Source organism: Flavobacterium flabelliforme (genome assembly GCF_017948675.1).
GTDB classification, from domain to species: Bacteria; Bacteroidota; Bacteroidia; order Flavobacteriales; family Flavobacteriaceae; genus Flavobacterium; species Flavobacterium pygoscelis.
The window spans coordinates 534196-551393 of record NZ_JAGFBU010000001.1 but is presented as its reverse complement, the minus strand read 5'-3'; the positions used below and the strand labels follow the sequence as shown (position 1 = coordinate 551393).

Sequence of the window (17198 nt, the reverse complement as noted above, 5' to 3'; positions counted from 1 at the left end):
AATTTCAAAAAAAAACCAAATAAAATGATGAGCGACTCAGAATTTGGAAGTATTTCATTTGATTTACCAAAGAATCAATCAAATGTGATAAAAGTTATAGGAGTAGGTGGTGGTGGAAGCAATGCTATAAACCACATGTTTAAGCAAGGAATTAAAGGTGTTGACTTTATCGTATGTAATACGGATTCTCAAGCTTTACAGAGCAGTTCTGTGCCAAATAAAATTCAGTTAGGTGTTAATCTTACTGAAGGACTTGGTGCTGGAGCCAATCCTGATGTAGGACAGCAATCAGCGATTGAAAGTATTTCTGACATAGAAAAAATGTTGGATCGCAATACTAAAATGGTTTTCATTACTGCTGGAATGGGTGGTGGAACAGGTACTGGTGCTGCGCCAGTAATAGCTCAATTGGCTAAAGAAAGAGATATTCTTACGGTTGGTATTGTAACCTTGCCTTTTCTTTTTGAAGGTAAAGTGCGCCAAGAGCAAGCCTTAATCGGTATCGAAAAATTGCGTAAGCAAGTCGATTCATTAATTGTTATTAACAATAACAAGCTAAGAGAAGTATATGGTAATCTTGGTTTTAAAGCTGGGTTTTCAAAAGCAGATGAAGTTTTAGCAACTGCCTCACGAGGAATTGCTGAAGTTATTACACATCACTACACTCAGAATATCGATTTAAGAGATGCAAAAACGGTTCTTTTTAATAGCGGAACTGCTATTATGGGATCTTCAGTTTCTTCTGGAGAAAACAGAGCTAAGGAAGCGATTATTGCTGCTTTAGATTCTCCTTTGTTAAATGATAATAAAATAACTGGTGCCAAAAACGTATTGTTGCTTATCGTTTCTGGAACTAATGAAATAACTATTGATGAAATAGGAGAAATCAATGATCATATTCAGGTAGAAGCAGGTCACAATGCTAATATTATTATGGGAGTTGGTGAAGATGAGTCTCTTGGAGACGCTATTGCAGTAACTATAATTGCAACAGGATTTGATATTGAGCAACAAAACGAAATTGTAAATACAGAACCTAAGAAAATAATTCATACGCTTGAGGATGAACAAAGAAGTGTTTATAATCTAAGCAGTAAATCAGTTACAGCATTTGATTTAAATGCTGATTCGCAAGTTTCGAACTCCAATGAAAGAGTTGTTTTTGATTTATTAGAAGATACAGTTGTAATTCCTGAGCCAGTTGTCGTTCCTGAGTCAGTAATTGAGCAACCTTTGATTCAAAAAGATGAATTAACAGTGATGTCAGAATTTATTAAAAATCTTGACGTAACTTTCGAAATTGTCTCTCCTATAAGTGATGTAGATTTTACAATTACAGCACCAGTAGCACAAGCCAAAATTCCGCAGCCAAAAGTTGTTGAAAGACAAGAGCAGACTACTTTTTCATTTGATCTACCTCTTTTTAAAACAGAACCAGCAGTAGTAGAAGAAGTAAAGGAAAATAAAGTTCTTTTCGAACTTACAAACGAAACAAAAGAGATTAAAGTAAATGAAGCGGTGCAATTTGTGCCAGTAACGGAGTTAACTGATAGTGGAATAATTAAGTATTCTCTAGAAGAGTATATGGATCTAGAGCCAGAATTCACAGCTAAACCAGTTGCAAAAACACCAGAAGTTGTAATTCCTGCTGAGTTGAATATTACCATGAAACAAGTGGAAAAATCAGAGCCTGTAAATGTTGATTTTGAACCAGTTTCTCCAATGGAAATGACAATAGAAGAGTCGTTGCGAATGAGAGCAGATGAGAGAAGAAAGAAATTAAAAGAATTCAATTATAAGTTTCATAATAACGTTTCTAAAATTGATGAATACGAAAAGGAACCTGCATACAAACGATTAGGGATTGATATTTCAAATAATCCTGCAAATAATACGAATTCAAGAATTTCAGTAGGAACAGATAGTAATAATGATTTACAATTGCGTTCAAACAATTCATATTTGCATGATAATGTAGATTAAGTAATACTTACTAAATTAAAATAACCCGAAAACTCAATTGAATTTTCGGGTTATTTTTTCTACTATAGGAAACGGTGGTTTTATTGTTATTCCCATTAAATTTCTTTAATTTTGTGTGCCTTAATCCAGCTATCATTTCAAGCTTTTATCAAAAATTCTTTTTTATAAGCACTTAAAAGAGCTTCCAAGGTCGCTTTTTAAGTTTTATAAAAAAATGAATTTTCTTCAAAAAGGCTTTTCTTTTCTATCTGGGGCAATAATTTAGTGTCATAATATGGATTATTTTGCAAAGGAGAATTTAATAACAAGAATCTAATATCTAAAATAAAATGAGTTTATCAATACAAATCATGGACGATATCAAAGTTGCCATGAGAGCCAAAGATACTGTTGCACTAGAAGCTTTAAGAGCTATCAAATCTGAAATATTATTAGCTCAGACGGCATCTGGATCAAAAGAAGAAATTTCTGCTGATGACGAAGTTAAATTGCTTCAAAGATTAGTAAAAACACGTAAAGAAAGCGCTAGGATTTTTACTGAGCAAAATCGTTTGGATTTAGCAGAACCTGAATTGGCTCAAATTGCAGTAATCGAAAAATTCTTACCAGCACAATTAACCGAAGCAGAAGTAGAAGCGGTAATCGCTAAAATTATTGCTGAAACTGGAGCTTCTGGAATTGCATCAATGGGAAAAGTTATGGGATTGGCAGCAGCACAATTAGGCGGAACTGCCGAAGGAAAAACTATTTCAACACTTGTAAAGAAATTATTGGTTTAAAGGATAGTGTTGTAAACGATTTTAAATCACAAATTTAAAATTGTTAATCAACAATCTATAATCAAAATGGCTGTGTAGTTCAACTGGATAGAATATCAGATTTCGACTCTGAGGGTTGCAGGTTCGAACCCTGTCGCGGCCACTACGAGTTTTTTACTACTCTGTAACGATTTATGTTTTATTAAAACGCTCTTTATAGTGCGTTTTTTTTTGTTTGTTAAAGATTCAGTATTTTGATTCTACTTTTCTTTTTTATATTAGTTAGTTACAAAGGTAGTGTTTCAATTAAAGGTTAAGAATCGTCTCTTTAGATAGCAATTAAAAAATTTATGCATAAAAAAACCTTTAGATTGCTCTAAAGGTTTTTTTTATTTTGAAAACAATTCAATTATGCTTCAACTTCAAATGGAAGTATAGATACATAAGATTTGTTATCTCTTTTCTTTTGGAACATAACAACTCCATCTACTCTTGCGTGTAGTGTGTGATCTTTACTGATGTAAACATTTTCACCTGGATTGTGTTTTGAACCTCTTTGTCTTACGATGATGTTCCCAGCAATAGCAGCTTGACCACCAAAAATCTTAACACCTAAACGTTTTGATTCTGATTCTCTACCATTCTTAGAACTACCGACACCTTTCTTGTGAGCCATGACGTATTAGTTTTATTTTGTTATTATTCTTGTGTATCTTCTTTTTTAGCTTTAGCTACTTTTTTCTTAGGAGCTTCAACTTCTTCTGTTGTTTCAGCTGCTGCTTTTTTAGGAGCTGCTTTCTTAGCACCAACACCAGTAATTCCTTCGATTACAATTTGAGTAAGATATTGTCTGTGACCGTTTCTCTTTTTGTATCCTTTTCTTCTTTTCTTTTTGAAAATGATAACTTTGTCTCCTTTTAAGTGTTGTAACACTTTAGCTTCTACTGAAGCACCTTCTATAGCTGGGGCGCCTAAAGTGATAGTTCCGTTGTCATCTAATAAAAGAACTTTATCAAAAGTAACTTTTGAACCTTCTTCATTAGTCAAACGGTTAACATAAACCTTTAAGTCTTTGCTTACTTTGAATTGTTGCCCTGCTATCTCTACGATTGCATACATACTGATTGGTTTTAATAATTTTTAAGGTTGCAAATATACAATTATATTTTTAACTTGCAATCTGTGTATCAAAAAATATTACTGCTTATTAATTCATCCTTTTGTTGTTCTTTTTTCATTACTCTTCTTGCTGAATTGAACAAGTGTTAAAGTAGAATTTTTCTTCTTTTTTTTGTAACAATCTCTTTAGGAATACTACTTATTATTCATATTAACAAAATTATTAACCTTATGAAAAAATCATTAATGGCTTTAGGTGCTTTGTTTATGCTAGGAGGAGTAGCCTCTGCTCAAAAAGTAGCATTTGAGGAATACAATTTAGATAATGGCTTGCATGTAATTTTACACAATGATCCGTCAGCTCCAACTGTCATCACATCTGTAATGTATCATGTAGGTGCTAAAGACGAAAATCCGGAAAGAACTGGATTTGCTCACTTTTTTGAACATTTATTATTCGAAGGAACAGAGAATATAAAGCGAGGAGAATGGTTCAAAATTGTAACTAGTAATGGTGGTGTGAATAATGCCAACACTACTGACGATAGAACTTATTATTACGAAGTTTTCCCGTCTAACAATCTTGAATTAGGATTGTGGATGGAAGCAGAGAGAATGTTGCATCCTATTATTAACCAAATTGGTGTGAACACGCAAAACGAAGTTGTAAAAGAAGAAAAAAGACTTCGTGTTGACAATCAACCATACGGTAACTTTTTGGCAGAAGTAAAAAAGAATATTTTTAAGAAGCATCCTTATCGTTGGGCAACAATTGGCTCTATGGCACATTTAGATGCTGCAACTTTAGAGGAATTTCAAGCTTTTAATAAGAAATTCTATGTTCCTAACAATGCTGTTTTAGTTGTTGCAGGAGATTTTAAAAAGGAGCAAGCTAAAGAATGGATTCAAAAATATTTTGGACCTATCAAAAAAGGAGCAGCTATTAAAAGAGAAACTTTTGTAGAAGATCCTATCACGGAAACAATAAAAGCAAAGTTTGAAGATGCAAACATTCAAATTCCTGCTATTGTAGCTGCCTATAGAACACCGTCTATGAAAACTAGAGATGCAAGAGTTTTAGACATGATCTCTTCGATATTAACGGATGGAAAAAGTTCTAGATTGTACAAAAAAATTGTTGACGATAAAAAAATGGCCTTGCAAATAGGTGCTTTTAGTAACAGTCAAGAGGACTACGGAAGTTATATTATCTACGGATTACCTCAAGCTCCTAATACGGCTGCTGATATTCTTGCTGAAATAGATTCTGAAGTTGTAAATCTACAAACAGAATTAATAAGTGAGAAAGATTTACAGAAATTAAAGAATAAATTCGAGAATCAATATGTAAACAGCAACTCAACTATTGATGGTATTGCAGATAATTTAGCAACTTACTATTTATTATACGGAGATGTGAATTTAATTAATACGGAGAACGATATTTATCAATCGGTTACACGTGAAGAGATTAGAGATATCGCCAAGAAATATTTGAATCCAAATCAAAGATTAGTTTTGGATTATGTTCCATCTAAAGACAAAGCTCAAAACTAAGATATATCATTATGAAAAAATCAATATTAATTTTATCAAGCTTGTTCTTAACACTTATTATGCAAGGACAAATCATTCCTCAGCCAAAACCTGGAGTTGCTCCAACCGTTAAAATCGGAAAACCGCAAACCTTTGAATTAAAAAACGGATTGAAAGTTATGGTTGTTGAAAACCATAAATTGCCTAGAGTTGCTTTTAGTCTTACTTTAGACAATGATCCATATGCAGAAGGAGACAAAAAAGGACTTTCTGATATGACAAGTACGTTGATGGGAAGTGGAACAACTAAAATTTCTAAAACAGCTTTCAATGAAGAGATCGATTTTCTAGGAGCTAATATTAACTTTAGTTCAAATGGTGCTTCAGCAAATTCTTTATCGAAGTATGCAGGTAGAGTTTTAGAGTTAATGGCCGATGGCGCATTAAATCCAAATTTTACTCAAGAAGAATTTGATAAAGAAAAAACCAAACTTATTGAAGGTCTAAAAGCAAATGAGAAAAGTGTTTCTGCCGTTGCTAGAAGAGTAGTAGATGTTTTAGCTTATGGTAAAGATCATCCTTCTGGTGAATATGTAAGCGAAGCAACTTTGAAAAATGTTACTTTGGCTGATGTAAAAAGAAACTACAGTACGTATTTCGTTCCAAGTAATGCTTATCTAATCATTGTAGGAGATGTAAAATTCAATGAAACTAAAAAAATGGTAGAAAAGTTTTTTGGTTCATGGAAAAAAGATACAGCTCCTTCTATTTCTTATACGGATCCAAAAGATGTATCAAGCACTCAAATTAACTTTGTAGACATGCCAAATGCGGTACAGTCAGAAGTTACAGTTGTTAATATGTCAAGTCTAAAAATGACAGATCCAGATTATTTTGCTGTATTGATAGCAAATCAAATTTTGGGTGGAGACTTCAATAGTTATATTAACATGAACTTGAGAGAAGCTCATGGATGGACTTATGGTGCAAGAACAGCGATAAGTGGTGATAAACGTATTGCTACTTTTAATGCTTCTACGCAAGTTCGTAATGCTGTGACAGACAGTACGGTTGTAGAGATTATAAAAGAATACAAAAAAATTAGAACTGAAAAAGTGACTGAAGACATGTTAGCTAGTGTAAAAGCGGGTTATATAGGTCGATTTGTAATGCAAATTGAAAAACCACAAACTGTGGCAGGATATGCATTAAGAATTCAAACTCAAAATTTACCAGCTGATTTTTACGAAAATTACATTAAAAACATAAGTGCGGTAACTGCTGACGATGTCTTAAGAGTTGCAAACAAATATTTTAAAGTTGACAACAGTAGAATTGTAATTGTTGGAAAAGCATCTGATGTTGCAGCTGGATTAGAAAAATTACAGATACCAGTTTTCTATTTTGATAAGTACGGAAATCCAACTGCTAAACCAGAATTTAAAAAACCAGTTCCAGCAGGATTGACTGCAAAAACAGTTATTGATAATTATATTATAGCTATCGGTGGTGAGAAAGCAGTTTCAGCTGTTAAAACAATTGCATTGAATGGAACAACGACGATTCCTCAAGCGCCTTCTCCATTGACTTTTGTTTCTAAAATTGATGCCAAAGGAAAACTAATGGTAGAGTTGGCTATGGGGACAATGAGTATAATGAAGCAAGTGGTTAATGAAAAAGGAGGTTATGTGATGCAACAAGGGCAACGTCAAGTTATTGAAGGTGCTGCGCTTGCCGAAATGAAAGCGGCTGCTACTCCAATTGAAGAGCTTTTGCTTTCTAAAAAACAAGGGTTAATTTTAGAGAGTATTGAATCTATAAATGGTAAGGATGCTTACGCAATCAAAAATGGTAAAACAACGCTTTTCTATGATGTAAATACAGGTTTAAAAGTTGCTGAAACGAAAGTGATGGAGCAAGGTGGTAAGAGTATTTCTCAAACTACAAATTATTCAGATTACAGAGTAGTAAAAGGAGTTAAAGTTCCTTTTAATATTATACAAAATGTAGGTTTTGAATTAGATATAAAAATATCAGATGTCAAAATAAACGAAGGAGTATCAGATGCTGATTTTCAGTAATCTTTAATTGAATTATTTAAACAAAGGCTGTCTAAAAGACAGCCTTTGTTGTTTTAAATTATCATTGTTTCGTAATGGTACAATTATTTTTTTGCGGATAAATACACACCTATTAAAATAATAAAGGCGCCAAAATATTGCACGGGCGTAAGTATTTCACTGTCCAACAATCCCCATCCAAAAGCAATTACAGGAATTAAATAGGTTACAGAAGTTGCAAAAACTGGTGATGAGATTTGTATTAGCTTAAAGAAAAGTATATTGGCTATTCCGGTCCCTACTATGCCTAATATCATAATAAAAAGCACAGACTGTTGTACTTTGATTTCCTGAACCACTTCAAAGAAACCAGAGAAAAATAATAGGATAAAAGCTGGAATGAACAATATTGTAAAATTACCAGTTGTTATACTCAATGGGCTTAAATCGTGCAAATGTTTTTTTATTATATTAACGTTTAATGCATAACAAATTGAAGCAATTAAGACCAAAATAGCGTAATAATAGTTTTGTTCAGGGTGATTAAGAGCGCCATTAAAAACCAATAAAATGCTTCCGGTTAGGCCAATTAATATTCCTAAAATTTGATTTCTTTTAAAATGCAATCCGAAAAAAAAGGCGCCTAAAAGTAAAGTGTTTAAAGGTGTAAGGGAGTTTAAAATAGAACTAACCGAACTTTCAATTTCTGTTTGAGCAATAGCAAATAAATAAACAGGCAAAAAAGTTCCGACTAATGAAGTCAAGGCAATATATTTCCATTTTCGAGCAGGAATTTTTGATAAATTTTTAAAACCAATTAGGAATAAAAAAAGAGCAGCAAAAATAATGCGTAGTGATCCCAATTGTAACGCTGTTAAACCAATGAGTCCTTTTTTTATTAATATGAAAGAACTTCCCCAAACTAGGGCTAGAAGTGTTAAGTAGAGCCATTTTAACTGCTTTGATTTCATAAATCTGATTTTGCCCCAAAATTGTAATTATTTTATGAAATATTCCTTCTTTTTTTGATTAATTTTGAAGTATTAAAAGGAACTCTTAATCTCTAAAATTATAATATAATGAATTTCAAAAAATCAATGTTGACCTTCGCTCTTGCTAGTGTCTTATTTGTTGGATGTAAAGATAAAACCAATGAAAAAGATTTGAAAGGAACTGCGGAAGCTACTGAAAGTACTGTTCCAAAAGTAAAAAAAGAAATTGCAGCTGAAAATCTTCAGACGGCAAGTTTTGCTATAGAAGGAATGACTTGCGCTATAGGATGTGCTAAAACAATACAAGAAGACTTAAGTGGACTGGATGGTGTACAAGATGCTAAAGTAGATTTTGATACAAAGTTGGCTACAGTTACTTTTGACAAAACAGTTCAAGATCAAGCAAAATTGACTAAAGTGGTAGAAGCTGCTGCAGATGGTAAGACATACAAAGTTAAAGAGGTAAAAATCTAATATTTTTAAATTTCGCATAAAAAAAGCTTCTCAATTGAGAAGCTTTTTTTATAAATATGTTTCTTTAAAACAGTAATACTTTTAAAATATTATTTCCATTTTAAAGTTTCCATTAATCGTTGCATGTCATTTTTGATATAACTTGCCGCTGGCATTATAGAGTCGTAATTTGGTTTGGCATAAAAATAAATAGAAGCCGTTACAAAATGTTTAGTACTATCTGTAGCGTAAAATTGTGCGTTCGTAGCTGCGTTGCCTTCCACTTGATAAAACATACCGTAAACTTTTTTATCCGGATTCAAATAAGGTTGTTCTAAAATATCATCTGCTTTTATAACATGTTCGTACGTCAATTTCTGTGCATCACGTAACAGTTTGTCAATATTATTTATAACAGGTTTATAGGTCAAGTAAATAGTGGCCTTCATTTTAGGATAGGTAATTGTATAGTCACAATTCTTTTCCTTTTTTATGATAGCATCCGAATTCATTTCGAAAGCATAAGGACATTCATTTTCAAAACCAACATATTTTGCTTCGGGATAATCCAGTCGTAAGTAGCTAGAAGGTTTAGGTAAAACCTCGTCTTTACAACTGTAATTTAATAGTGAAATTAGGATTAGTATCATGCAAGCAATAGTTCTTTTTGTCATTTTTTGTTCTTTTTATCTATTTCCAATCTTACGGAAAGATTTATTCTAGAGTCACTTTTATCTGTTTTACCCTTTTTTGATCTACTGTTTCTACTGTAAATAGACAGTTTTCAAAAGCTATTTTTTGATTTTTCTTTGGAAAATTTCCTAAAATTTCAAGAATAAATCCGGCTAATGTTTCTGCTTCTCCTTTTTTATTTTCGAATAATTCTTCATCGACATCAATAATTCTGTAAAAATCTTTCAAATTTATTTTTCCTTCAAATAGATAATTTTTGTCATCAATTTGAGAAAAGTTAATGTGTTCGTCATCAAACTCATCGCTAATATCACCTACAATTTCTTCGATAACATCTTCTAGCGAAACAAGTCCAGAAGTACCGCCATATTCATCTACAACAATGGCGAGATGGCTTTTCATACTTTGAAAATCTTTTAATAAGTTGTCTAGTTTTTTATTTTCAGGCACAAAAAACGGTTCTCTTAATAATAATTTCCAGTCGTATTCGTTTGTATTTATATGTGGTAATAAATCCTTAACATAAAGAACACCTTCTATTTGATCGATGTTGTCGCGATATACAGGAATTCTAGAGAATCCTTTTTCAATAATTTTAGGACAAATTTCAATAAATGGTTCTGTGATTTCCAATGCAAAGATGTCAATTCTAGGACTCATCACTTGTTTTGTATCTGTGTTTCCAAAGCTAACTATTCCTTCTAGAATTTTTTGTTCCTCAGAAGAAGTGTCCTCAGAGGTTGTCATTTCTAGTGCTTGAGACAATTGATCGACAGAAAAATTTGTTTTCTGTTTGCCTAATTTGTTGTGCAAATAAATAGTGAATGCACGTAATGGTAAGCTGATTGGCGATAATAATTTATCTAAAAAAGCAATTGGAAATACAATATTTTTAGCAAATTTCACGTGATTTCTACTTGCATAAACTTTTGGTAATACTTCTGCAAAAAGTAAAATTAAAAATGCAATTATAATTATTTCGACGGTTAACTTTAAAAACGGATTGGAAATTGCCTCAAAAATATTTTCTCCAATAAATGCAAAAAATAAAATTATAGAGATATTAAGAAAGTTATTGGCAATCATAAGAGTTGCTAATAATTTTTTTGGTTTTTCTAAAAGTTTAGCAATAATTTTCCCCTTAGAATTATTTTCTTGAGATAAACAATCAACTTCTTTTTGAGAAAGAGATAATAATGCTACTCCTGCACCGGAAATTAATGCGGAGAAAAATAACAAAACAACTATCGCTAAAAGACCCAATATTAAATGGGTGTCGATAGTGTTAATAAAAGACAAACTGGGCTCTGGGTCCAAATTAGTAAAGATTAGTTAAACAATCAAAATGGCAAGTCGTTTATAGGCAAGTCATTTTTTTCTGAGGCAAAATTAGTGTTTTTTGCAATATCTGTTGCAGGAAATTGTTTGTTACTTTCGCTATCTTTTTTGGTTGTTAGAAAAGTAAATTCGGTCACTTGAATTTCGCTGGTGTGTTTTGTACTTCCGTCTTCAGCTTGCCATTGGCGCGATTTGATTCGGCCTTCGACGTATATTTTGTCTCCTTTGGAAAGATATTTTTCACAAAGTTCAGCGGCTTTATTTCGTACAACTAAGTTGTGCCACTCTGTAGAGGTGATTTTTTCGTTTGTGGTTTTGTTTATATAGACTTCGTTCGTGGCGAGTTGAAATCTACCAATGCAGTTTCCTCCATCAAAATAGTGCATTTTGATGTCATCGCCAAGAAAACCAATTAGCATAACCTTATTTAATGTTCCGTTCATCGTAGATTGTGGTATTTATACCAAAGATACATTTTTTTAGAAATATTTAATTTAATTCCTTTTCAATAAAATTATGAATCACAATCGGGAAGGGAAATGACCTTAATGTGTCTTGATCTATTCCTTCCTTAATAGCACCTTTTATATTGACTTTCCAAAACTTAATATGCAAATACTGGTGTGATAGTTTATGTACAATACTTTTGTCGTTGTTTTCTAAGATACTCGAAATCTTATTTTCTTTAAAATATTCGTTTTGTATTTGTTCTGAAACAAAACTAAAATCTTCCTCTTTTTCTGTTTCTAATAATGGAAATTCATATAAGTTGTGCCAAATTCCTTTATCAGTTCGTTTTTGTATGATCGTGTTTTGGTTCTCATCTGATGCTACTATATAATTAAAGTATCGGTTTCTAACTTTTATTTTTTTAGACTTTACGGGCAATTGGTCTACTTTCTTCTTTTGTAAAGCGGCACAACTTTCGTTAAAAATACAAATACTGCAATTAGGACTTTTAGGAACGCATTGCAAAGCGCCAAATTCCATTATTGCTTGATTGAAAATAGCAGGATTGTCTTTAGGTATTAATTCAAAAGCCAAAGCAGTAAACTCTTTTTTGGCGGAAGCCTGCGCAATATCAGTTTCTACATCAAAATAACGAGATAATACTCGAAAAACGTTTCCGTCAACAACAGGTACCACTTCATTATGAGAAAAAGAAGCAATTGCGGCGGCTGTATATTCTCCAATTCCTTTTAGTTTTAGTAAGTCATTATAGTTATCAGGAAATATACCGTTTAAATCAGAAGCTATATATTGAGCGGTTTTATGTAAATTTCGAGCTCTAGAATAGTATCCTAAACCTTGCCAAAGTTTAAGTACTTGTTCTTCACTTGCTGCGGCGAGATCAAAAATGGTTGGAAAAGCGGTTGTAAAAGATAAAAAATAAGGTGTTCCTTGCGCAACTCGGGTCTGTTGTAACATGATTTCCGAGAGCCAAATAGGGTAGGGATCTGTGGTGTTTCGCCAAGGTAAATCACGTTTATTTTGTAAGTACCATTTTATCAATAAGTTAGAAAAATTCATGTTTAAATATTAGACTGCAAAAGTAAAAGTTTATGTGATTAAAATTTAATGAATTAGGTTGATTAATTGTTTTTTAAATTCATATATTTGCAACCTCAAAAAAATAGTACAACATAATATAATAGGAAAGAAAATGACGAAAGCAGATATCGTAGCAAAAATTTCAGAGAAACTAGGTCTTGAAAAGGGAGATGTTCAGGCAACTGTAGAGACTTTTATGAATGAAGTAAAAAATTCATTAGAGACTGGTGACAATGTATACTTAAGAGGTTTTGGAAGTTTTATTGTAAAAACTAGAGCTGAAAAGACAGGTAGAAATATCTCAAAAAATACAACAATAAAAATTCCTGCTCACAATATCCCTGCATTTAAACCTGCAAAAGTTTTTGTAGAAGGAGTTAAGATAAATAACGAAGCAAAATAATAATATTAATTAATCATAAAATCGATACGATATGCCAAGTGGTAAAAAAAGAAAGAGACATAAGGTAGCAACTCACAAACGTAAAAAAAGAGCGAGAGCTAACCGTCACAAAAAGAAAAAGTAGTTTATAACTACTTTTTTCTTTTTAAAAGTTCATTGAAATCGAAACGGAATGATTTAAGAATTAAGATTAACGATTGTAGACTTCAGATTTTATTAAAATCAGAAATCAAGAATCAGAAATCGAGAATCTAAAATCTATAAGTTTCCCCGGGTACAATACCTGTTAAAATATTGTTTAATCCATCCTTACAATTCAGTTATGAGTTTTAAGATATAAGTTCTTAAGCCTTGGTTTGAGACTAAAATTTTAAACTTTTTGCTAAAAGTTCGGATAAAAATTTACAGTGTGAATAAAGAATTAATCATCCGATCGAGTTCTGAAGCCGTAGATTTTGCCTTATTAAAAGATGGAAAACTAATTGAATTACACAAAGAAGAAGAAGAAAGCAACTTCCAGGTTGGTGATATTTTTATTGCCAAAATAAGGAAGCCAGTTGCTGGACTTAATGCAGCTTTTGTAAATGTTGGCTTCGAAAAAGACGCCTTTTTACATTATCATGATTTAGGTCCTAATTTAGCTTCCCAACTGAAATTCATAAAACTTGTAAGCGCAGGTAAATTAAAAGATTTCTCCCTAAAAACCTTTCAGTTTGAAAAAGAAATAGACAAAGATGGTACCATTACTGATGTATTGAGTGCCAATCAATCTGTTTTAGTACAAGTTGTCAAAGAACCTATATCTACCAAAGGACCGAGAATTAGCGCTGAGCTTTCTCTAGCCGGAAGATTTATAGTTTTAGTTCCATTTTCTGACCGCGTTTCTATTTCACAAAAAATAGAAGACAAAAAAGAAAAAGAACGCTTGAAACGATTAGTACAATCCATCAAACCAAAAGGATTTGGTGTTATTGTTCGCACAGTAGCCGAAGGCAAAAATACAGCCGAATTAGAAAAAGATTTGCAGAACCTGCTCAGCAGATGGACTGCAATGTGTAAAAAATTACCAACTGCTCATCATCCGTCCAAAGTATTAGGAGAACTCAACAGAGCTTCTTCAATACTAAGAGATGTGTTTAATGATACCTTTAGTGGTATTCAAATTGATGATGAAGAGTTGTACAACCAAACAAAGGATTATTTGCAAGAAATTGCACCATCCAAACAATCAATCGTTAAGTTTTATCAATCTAAGGACACTCCAATTTTTGAGAAATATAACATAGAGAGACAAATCAAAACTTCTTTTGGAAAAACAGTATCCATGAGTAAAGGAGCATATCTTATTATTGAACATACTGAAGCGTTACATGTTATCGACGTGAACAGCGGAAACCGTTCTAATAAGGCCACCAACCAAGAAGATACCGCCATGGAAGTCAATATGATTGCTGCTGCCGAAATCGCTAGACAATTGCGTCTACGTGATATGGGCGGAATCATAGTCATTGATTTTATTGATATGTCTAATCCCGAAAATCGTAAAGTCTTGTTCGATTTCTTGAAAGAGGAAATGAGCGATGATAAAGCAAAACACAAGATCTTACCTCCAAGCAAATTTGGATTAGTTCAAATTACTAGACAAAGAGTAAGACCAGAAGTAAATATTAAAACTAGAGAGGAAGATCCTAATAATGAAAGTGGCGAGATTGAAGCGCCAATACAAATCATTGACAAGATTACTTTTGATCTAGAAAGAGTATTAAAAAACCACAAAGATGTTGTGCTTAATGTACATCCATTTGTGGCTGCATACCTTACCAAAGGTTTTCCATCATTACGTTCAAAATGGTTTCTTGAACATAAAAAGTGGGTGAAAATCATACCTCGTGATGCTTACACGTATTTAGAATATCATTTCTATGACAAAAAAGAAAATGCTGTCATAGATTAAAATAAAAACCGCCTTTCGAAAGATTGGCGGTTTTTTTGTGGCTTTTTGTTATCTTTTTTTTATAAAGCTTCTAGCCTTTTGAAGGCTGGAAGCTTTGTATTAGTTAGTAACAGAGCCGGGAACTTTGAATTATATAGGAAACTATTATAAATAAAAAATGGCGCTAAAGGCGCCATTTTCTAGAAAGTAGTTAGTTTCTTTAAATCGTGTATGGTTTGTACTGGATTTTCAGCTTTAAAAACAAAACTTCCAGCAACTAGAACATCTGCTCCAGCTTCAACAAGTTGTTTTGCATTTTTGTTCGTAACGCCACCGTCAACTTCTATTAGTGTTGTAGCTCCCGTTCTATTAATTAATGCTTTTAGCTTTTTAACTTTTGCGTAAGTGTTCTCTATAAAAGATTGACCTCCAAAACCTGGATTTACACTCATGACACAAACCAAGTCAATATCATTTATTACATCTTCTAATAAATCAATATTAGTATGTGGATTAATTGCTACTCCAGCTTTCATCCCTTCAGCTTTTATAGCTTGTAAAGTTCTATGCAAGTGGGTACAGGCTTCATAATGTACGCTAAGTATATTGGCGCCTAATTCAGCAAATGTTTTGATGTAACGATCAGGATCGATAATCATTAAGTGAACGTCTACTGTTTTTTTTGCGTGCTTTGTAATTGCTTCTAAAACGGGCATTCCGTAAGAGATATTAGGAACAAAAACACCATCCATAATATCAATATGAAACCAATCCGCTTCCGAATTGTTAATCATTTCGATGTCGCGTTGTAAATTTCCAAAATCAGCTGCTAATACTGAGGGTGCAATAAGTGTATTTTTCATTTGTGTTGTTGTTTAATCTAAATCTGGTTTAGACTATTATGTTGTAGTTTCTGCAAAATTAGTTTATTTAATATGATTGCGAAAGTTTTTTTATGAAGACAATTGGTGAGTTTTTAATTCCGTTTTGCGTGAGGGAGTGAAGTGGAAATCCTTTTTTATTTTATGTAGCGTAGCACAATAAAATAAAAAAGATTGTAACGAAAAGCCCGGCCCGAAGTTTTACGAAGGGACACGCCCAAATCAATTGCAATGTCTAAAAGCAGTATTTTTATAATTCCCCCTTTGGGGGTTAGGGGGATAAAAAAGCAAAACTCCGGAAACCCGAGCTTTTGCGAACAGACCGGATTTTTGCTGAAAAAGCAAAACTCCGGTAATCAGCCGGAGTTTCAATCATCAATCAAAAAACGAACAGTCAATCAAACTGTTGTTTACTGTTCAATTCCTATAAGTGGAATTTATATTTTATCCTAAATAAGTTTTAAGGATTTTACTTCTTGAAGTGTGTTTTAATCTGCGAATTGCTTTTTCTTTAATCTGACGCACACGCTCACGAGTTAGGTCAAAAGTTTCTCCAATTTCTTCAAGAGTCATTGGGTGTTGATCGCCTAAACCAAAGTACAAGCGTACAACATCAGCTTCTCTTGGAGTTAATGTCTCCAATGAACGCTCAATTTCAGTACGTAATGATTCGTGTATTAATTCTCTATCTGGATTTGGAGATTCACCCGAACGTAAAACGTCATAAAGGTTAGAATCTTCTCCTTCTACAAGAGGTGCATCCATTGATAAGTGACGACCAGAGTTTTTCATAGACTCTTTTACATCATTCACGGTCATGTCTAGTTCTTTTGCAATTTCCTCAGCAGATGGTGGACGTTCATTAGATTGCTCTAATAAAGCGTACATTTTGTTGATTTTATTGATAGAACCAATTTTGTTCAAAGGCAAACGAACGATACGAGATTGTTCAGCAAGAGCTTGAAGAATCGATTGACGAATCCACCAAACTGCATACGAAATGAATTTGAAACCACGTGTCTCATCAAAACGTTGTGCTGCTTTAATCAATCCTAAGTTTCCTTCGTTAATTAAATCAGGAAGAGTTAATCCTTGATTTTGGTATTGTTTAGCCACCGAAACAACGAAACGTAAATTAGCTTTTGTCAATTTTTCTAGGGCTTTTTGATCCCCAGCCTTAATTTTTTGAGCCAATTCTACTTCCTCGTCTGCTGTAATAAGATCAACTTTTCCAATTTCTTGTAAATATTTGTCTAATGATGCAGTTTCACGATTCGTTACCTGCTTGGTGATTTTAAGTTGTCTCATGTTTTTGTCTCCTCAGTTTTAAGTGTACAAATAGTTATACGTAGCGAGTTACAAAAAAGTTACAATAATTTGAAAAGATTTTTTAAATTACATACATACTGAATTTAAATTGTGGCATTCCCTGCGGTCGGGCTATTCGCACTCGCTTTATTGTTCCGCTTTACTTCACAATAAGAGCTCAAACAATTGC

At 32.8% G+C, this 17198-nt stretch carries 16 protein-coding genes and 1 tRNA gene; 8 read left to right on the top strand and 9 right to left on the bottom strand.

All coding sequences use genetic code 11. From position 1 onward, the window contains the following. The first annotated feature begins 24 nt into the window (after positions 1-24). The 3 genes from ftsZ to J3S90_RS02375 all read left to right on the top strand — a co-directional run bounded on the left by ftsZ (position 25) and on the right by J3S90_RS02375 (position 2904). Entirely contained in the window at positions 25-1983 is a 1959-nt protein-coding gene (gene ftsZ / locus J3S90_RS02385; RefSeq protein ID WP_210644480.1) for a cell division protein FtsZ, read from the top strand. A gap of 329 nt (positions 1984-2312) precedes the next feature. Beyond that, complete coding sequence (locus J3S90_RS02380; RefSeq protein WP_188048766.1) at positions 2313-2762, top strand: GatB/YqeY domain-containing protein; 450 nt, start codon at positions 2313-2315, stop codon at positions 2760-2762. A gap of 68 nt (positions 2763-2830) precedes the next feature. Continuing rightward, a tRNA-Arg gene (locus J3S90_RS02375) sits at positions 2831-2904 on the top strand. A gap of 246 nt (positions 2905-3150) precedes the next feature. Here the strand turns inward: J3S90_RS02375 and rpmA are convergent. Together rpmA and rplU are read right to left on the bottom strand one after the other, a co-directional pair. Next, a complete protein-coding gene (rpmA, locus tag J3S90_RS02370; RefSeq protein WP_121924086.1) occupies positions 3151-3417 on the bottom strand; it encodes a 50S ribosomal protein L27 in 267 nt (88 codons plus the stop codon). Positions 3418-3440: 23 nt separating this feature from the next. Then, on the bottom strand, positions 3441-3860 hold the full coding sequence (gene rplU / locus J3S90_RS02365; protein ID WP_188048765.1) for a 50S ribosomal protein L21: 420 nt from the start codon (positions 3858-3860) through the stop codon (positions 3441-3443). A gap of 231 nt (positions 3861-4091) precedes the next feature. Here rplU and J3S90_RS02360 point away from each other — a divergent pair, with 231 nt between their 5' ends. Continuing rightward, complete coding sequence (locus J3S90_RS02360) at positions 4092-5417, top strand: M16 family metallopeptidase (RefSeq protein WP_188048764.1); 1326 nt, start codon at positions 4092-4094, stop codon at positions 5415-5417. Between the two features lie 11 nt (positions 5418-5428). Beyond that, the gene (locus J3S90_RS02355) at positions 5429-7477 is read left to right on the top strand and encodes a M16 family metallopeptidase (protein WP_236023871.1); all 2049 of its coding nucleotides are present in this window, start codon (positions 5429-5431) and stop codon (positions 7475-7477) included. 83 nt (positions 7478-7560) lie between these two features. On the opposite strand, the gene J3S90_RS02350 is transcribed toward J3S90_RS02355, so the two are convergent. Then, complete coding sequence (locus J3S90_RS02350; RefSeq protein WP_210644478.1) at positions 7561-8427, bottom strand: DMT family transporter; 867 nt, start codon at positions 8425-8427, stop codon at positions 7561-7563. 108 nt (positions 8428-8535) lie between these two features. Between J3S90_RS02350 and J3S90_RS02345 the strand changes: the two genes are divergently transcribed. Continuing rightward, positions 8536-8922, top strand: coding sequence for a heavy-metal-associated domain-containing protein (locus J3S90_RS02345; protein WP_188048762.1), 387 nt, complete (start codon positions 8536-8538; stop codon positions 8920-8922). Between the two features lie 89 nt (positions 8923-9011). On the opposite strand, the gene gldD is transcribed toward J3S90_RS02345, so the two are convergent. The 4 genes from gldD to mutY all read right to left on the bottom strand — a co-directional run bounded on the left by gldD (position 9012) and on the right by mutY (position 12462). After that, a complete protein-coding gene (gene gldD, locus J3S90_RS02340; RefSeq protein ID WP_449536177.1) occupies positions 9012-9551 on the bottom strand; it encodes a gliding motility lipoprotein GldD in 540 nt (179 codons plus the stop codon). Positions 9552-9615: 64 nt separating this feature from the next. Next, positions 9616-10911: a gliding motility-associated protein GldE gene (gene gldE / locus J3S90_RS02335; protein ID WP_210644474.1), complete on the bottom strand. Its 1296-nt coding sequence runs from the start codon at positions 10909-10911 to the stop codon at positions 9616-9618. A 23-nt stretch (positions 10912-10934) separates the two neighbouring features. Beyond that, entirely contained in the window at positions 10935-11375 is a 441-nt protein-coding gene (locus J3S90_RS02330; protein ID WP_188048759.1) for a single-stranded DNA-binding protein, read from the bottom strand. Positions 11376-11421: 46 nt separating this feature from the next. Further along, on the bottom strand, positions 11422-12462 hold the full coding sequence (mutY, locus tag J3S90_RS02325; RefSeq protein ID WP_210644472.1) for an A/G-specific adenine glycosylase: 1041 nt from the start codon (positions 12460-12462) through the stop codon (positions 11422-11424). Between the two features lie 103 nt (positions 12463-12565). Here mutY and J3S90_RS02320 point away from each other — a divergent pair, with 103 nt between their 5' ends. Beyond that, entirely contained in the window at positions 12566-12886 is a 321-nt protein-coding gene (locus J3S90_RS02320; protein WP_262487700.1) for an HU family DNA-binding protein, read from the top strand. Positions 12887-13295: 409 nt separating this feature from the next. After that, positions 13296-14840, top strand: a complete 1545-nt coding sequence (locus tag J3S90_RS02315) for an Rne/Rng family ribonuclease (RefSeq protein WP_188048757.1) — start codon at positions 13296-13298, stop codon at positions 14838-14840. A gap of 179 nt (positions 14841-15019) precedes the next feature. Here the strand turns inward: J3S90_RS02315 and rpe are convergent, their stop codons facing one another. Both rpe and J3S90_RS02305 read right to left on the bottom strand, forming a co-directional pair. After that, entirely contained in the window at positions 15020-15682 is a 663-nt protein-coding gene (rpe, locus tag J3S90_RS02310; protein WP_188048756.1) for a ribulose-phosphate 3-epimerase, read from the bottom strand. Positions 15683-16144: 462 nt separating this feature from the next. Beyond that, a complete protein-coding gene (locus tag J3S90_RS02305; RefSeq protein WP_007137700.1) occupies positions 16145-17008 on the bottom strand; it encodes a sigma-70 family RNA polymerase sigma factor in 864 nt (287 codons plus the stop codon). Positions 17009-17198 lie beyond the last annotated feature (190 nt).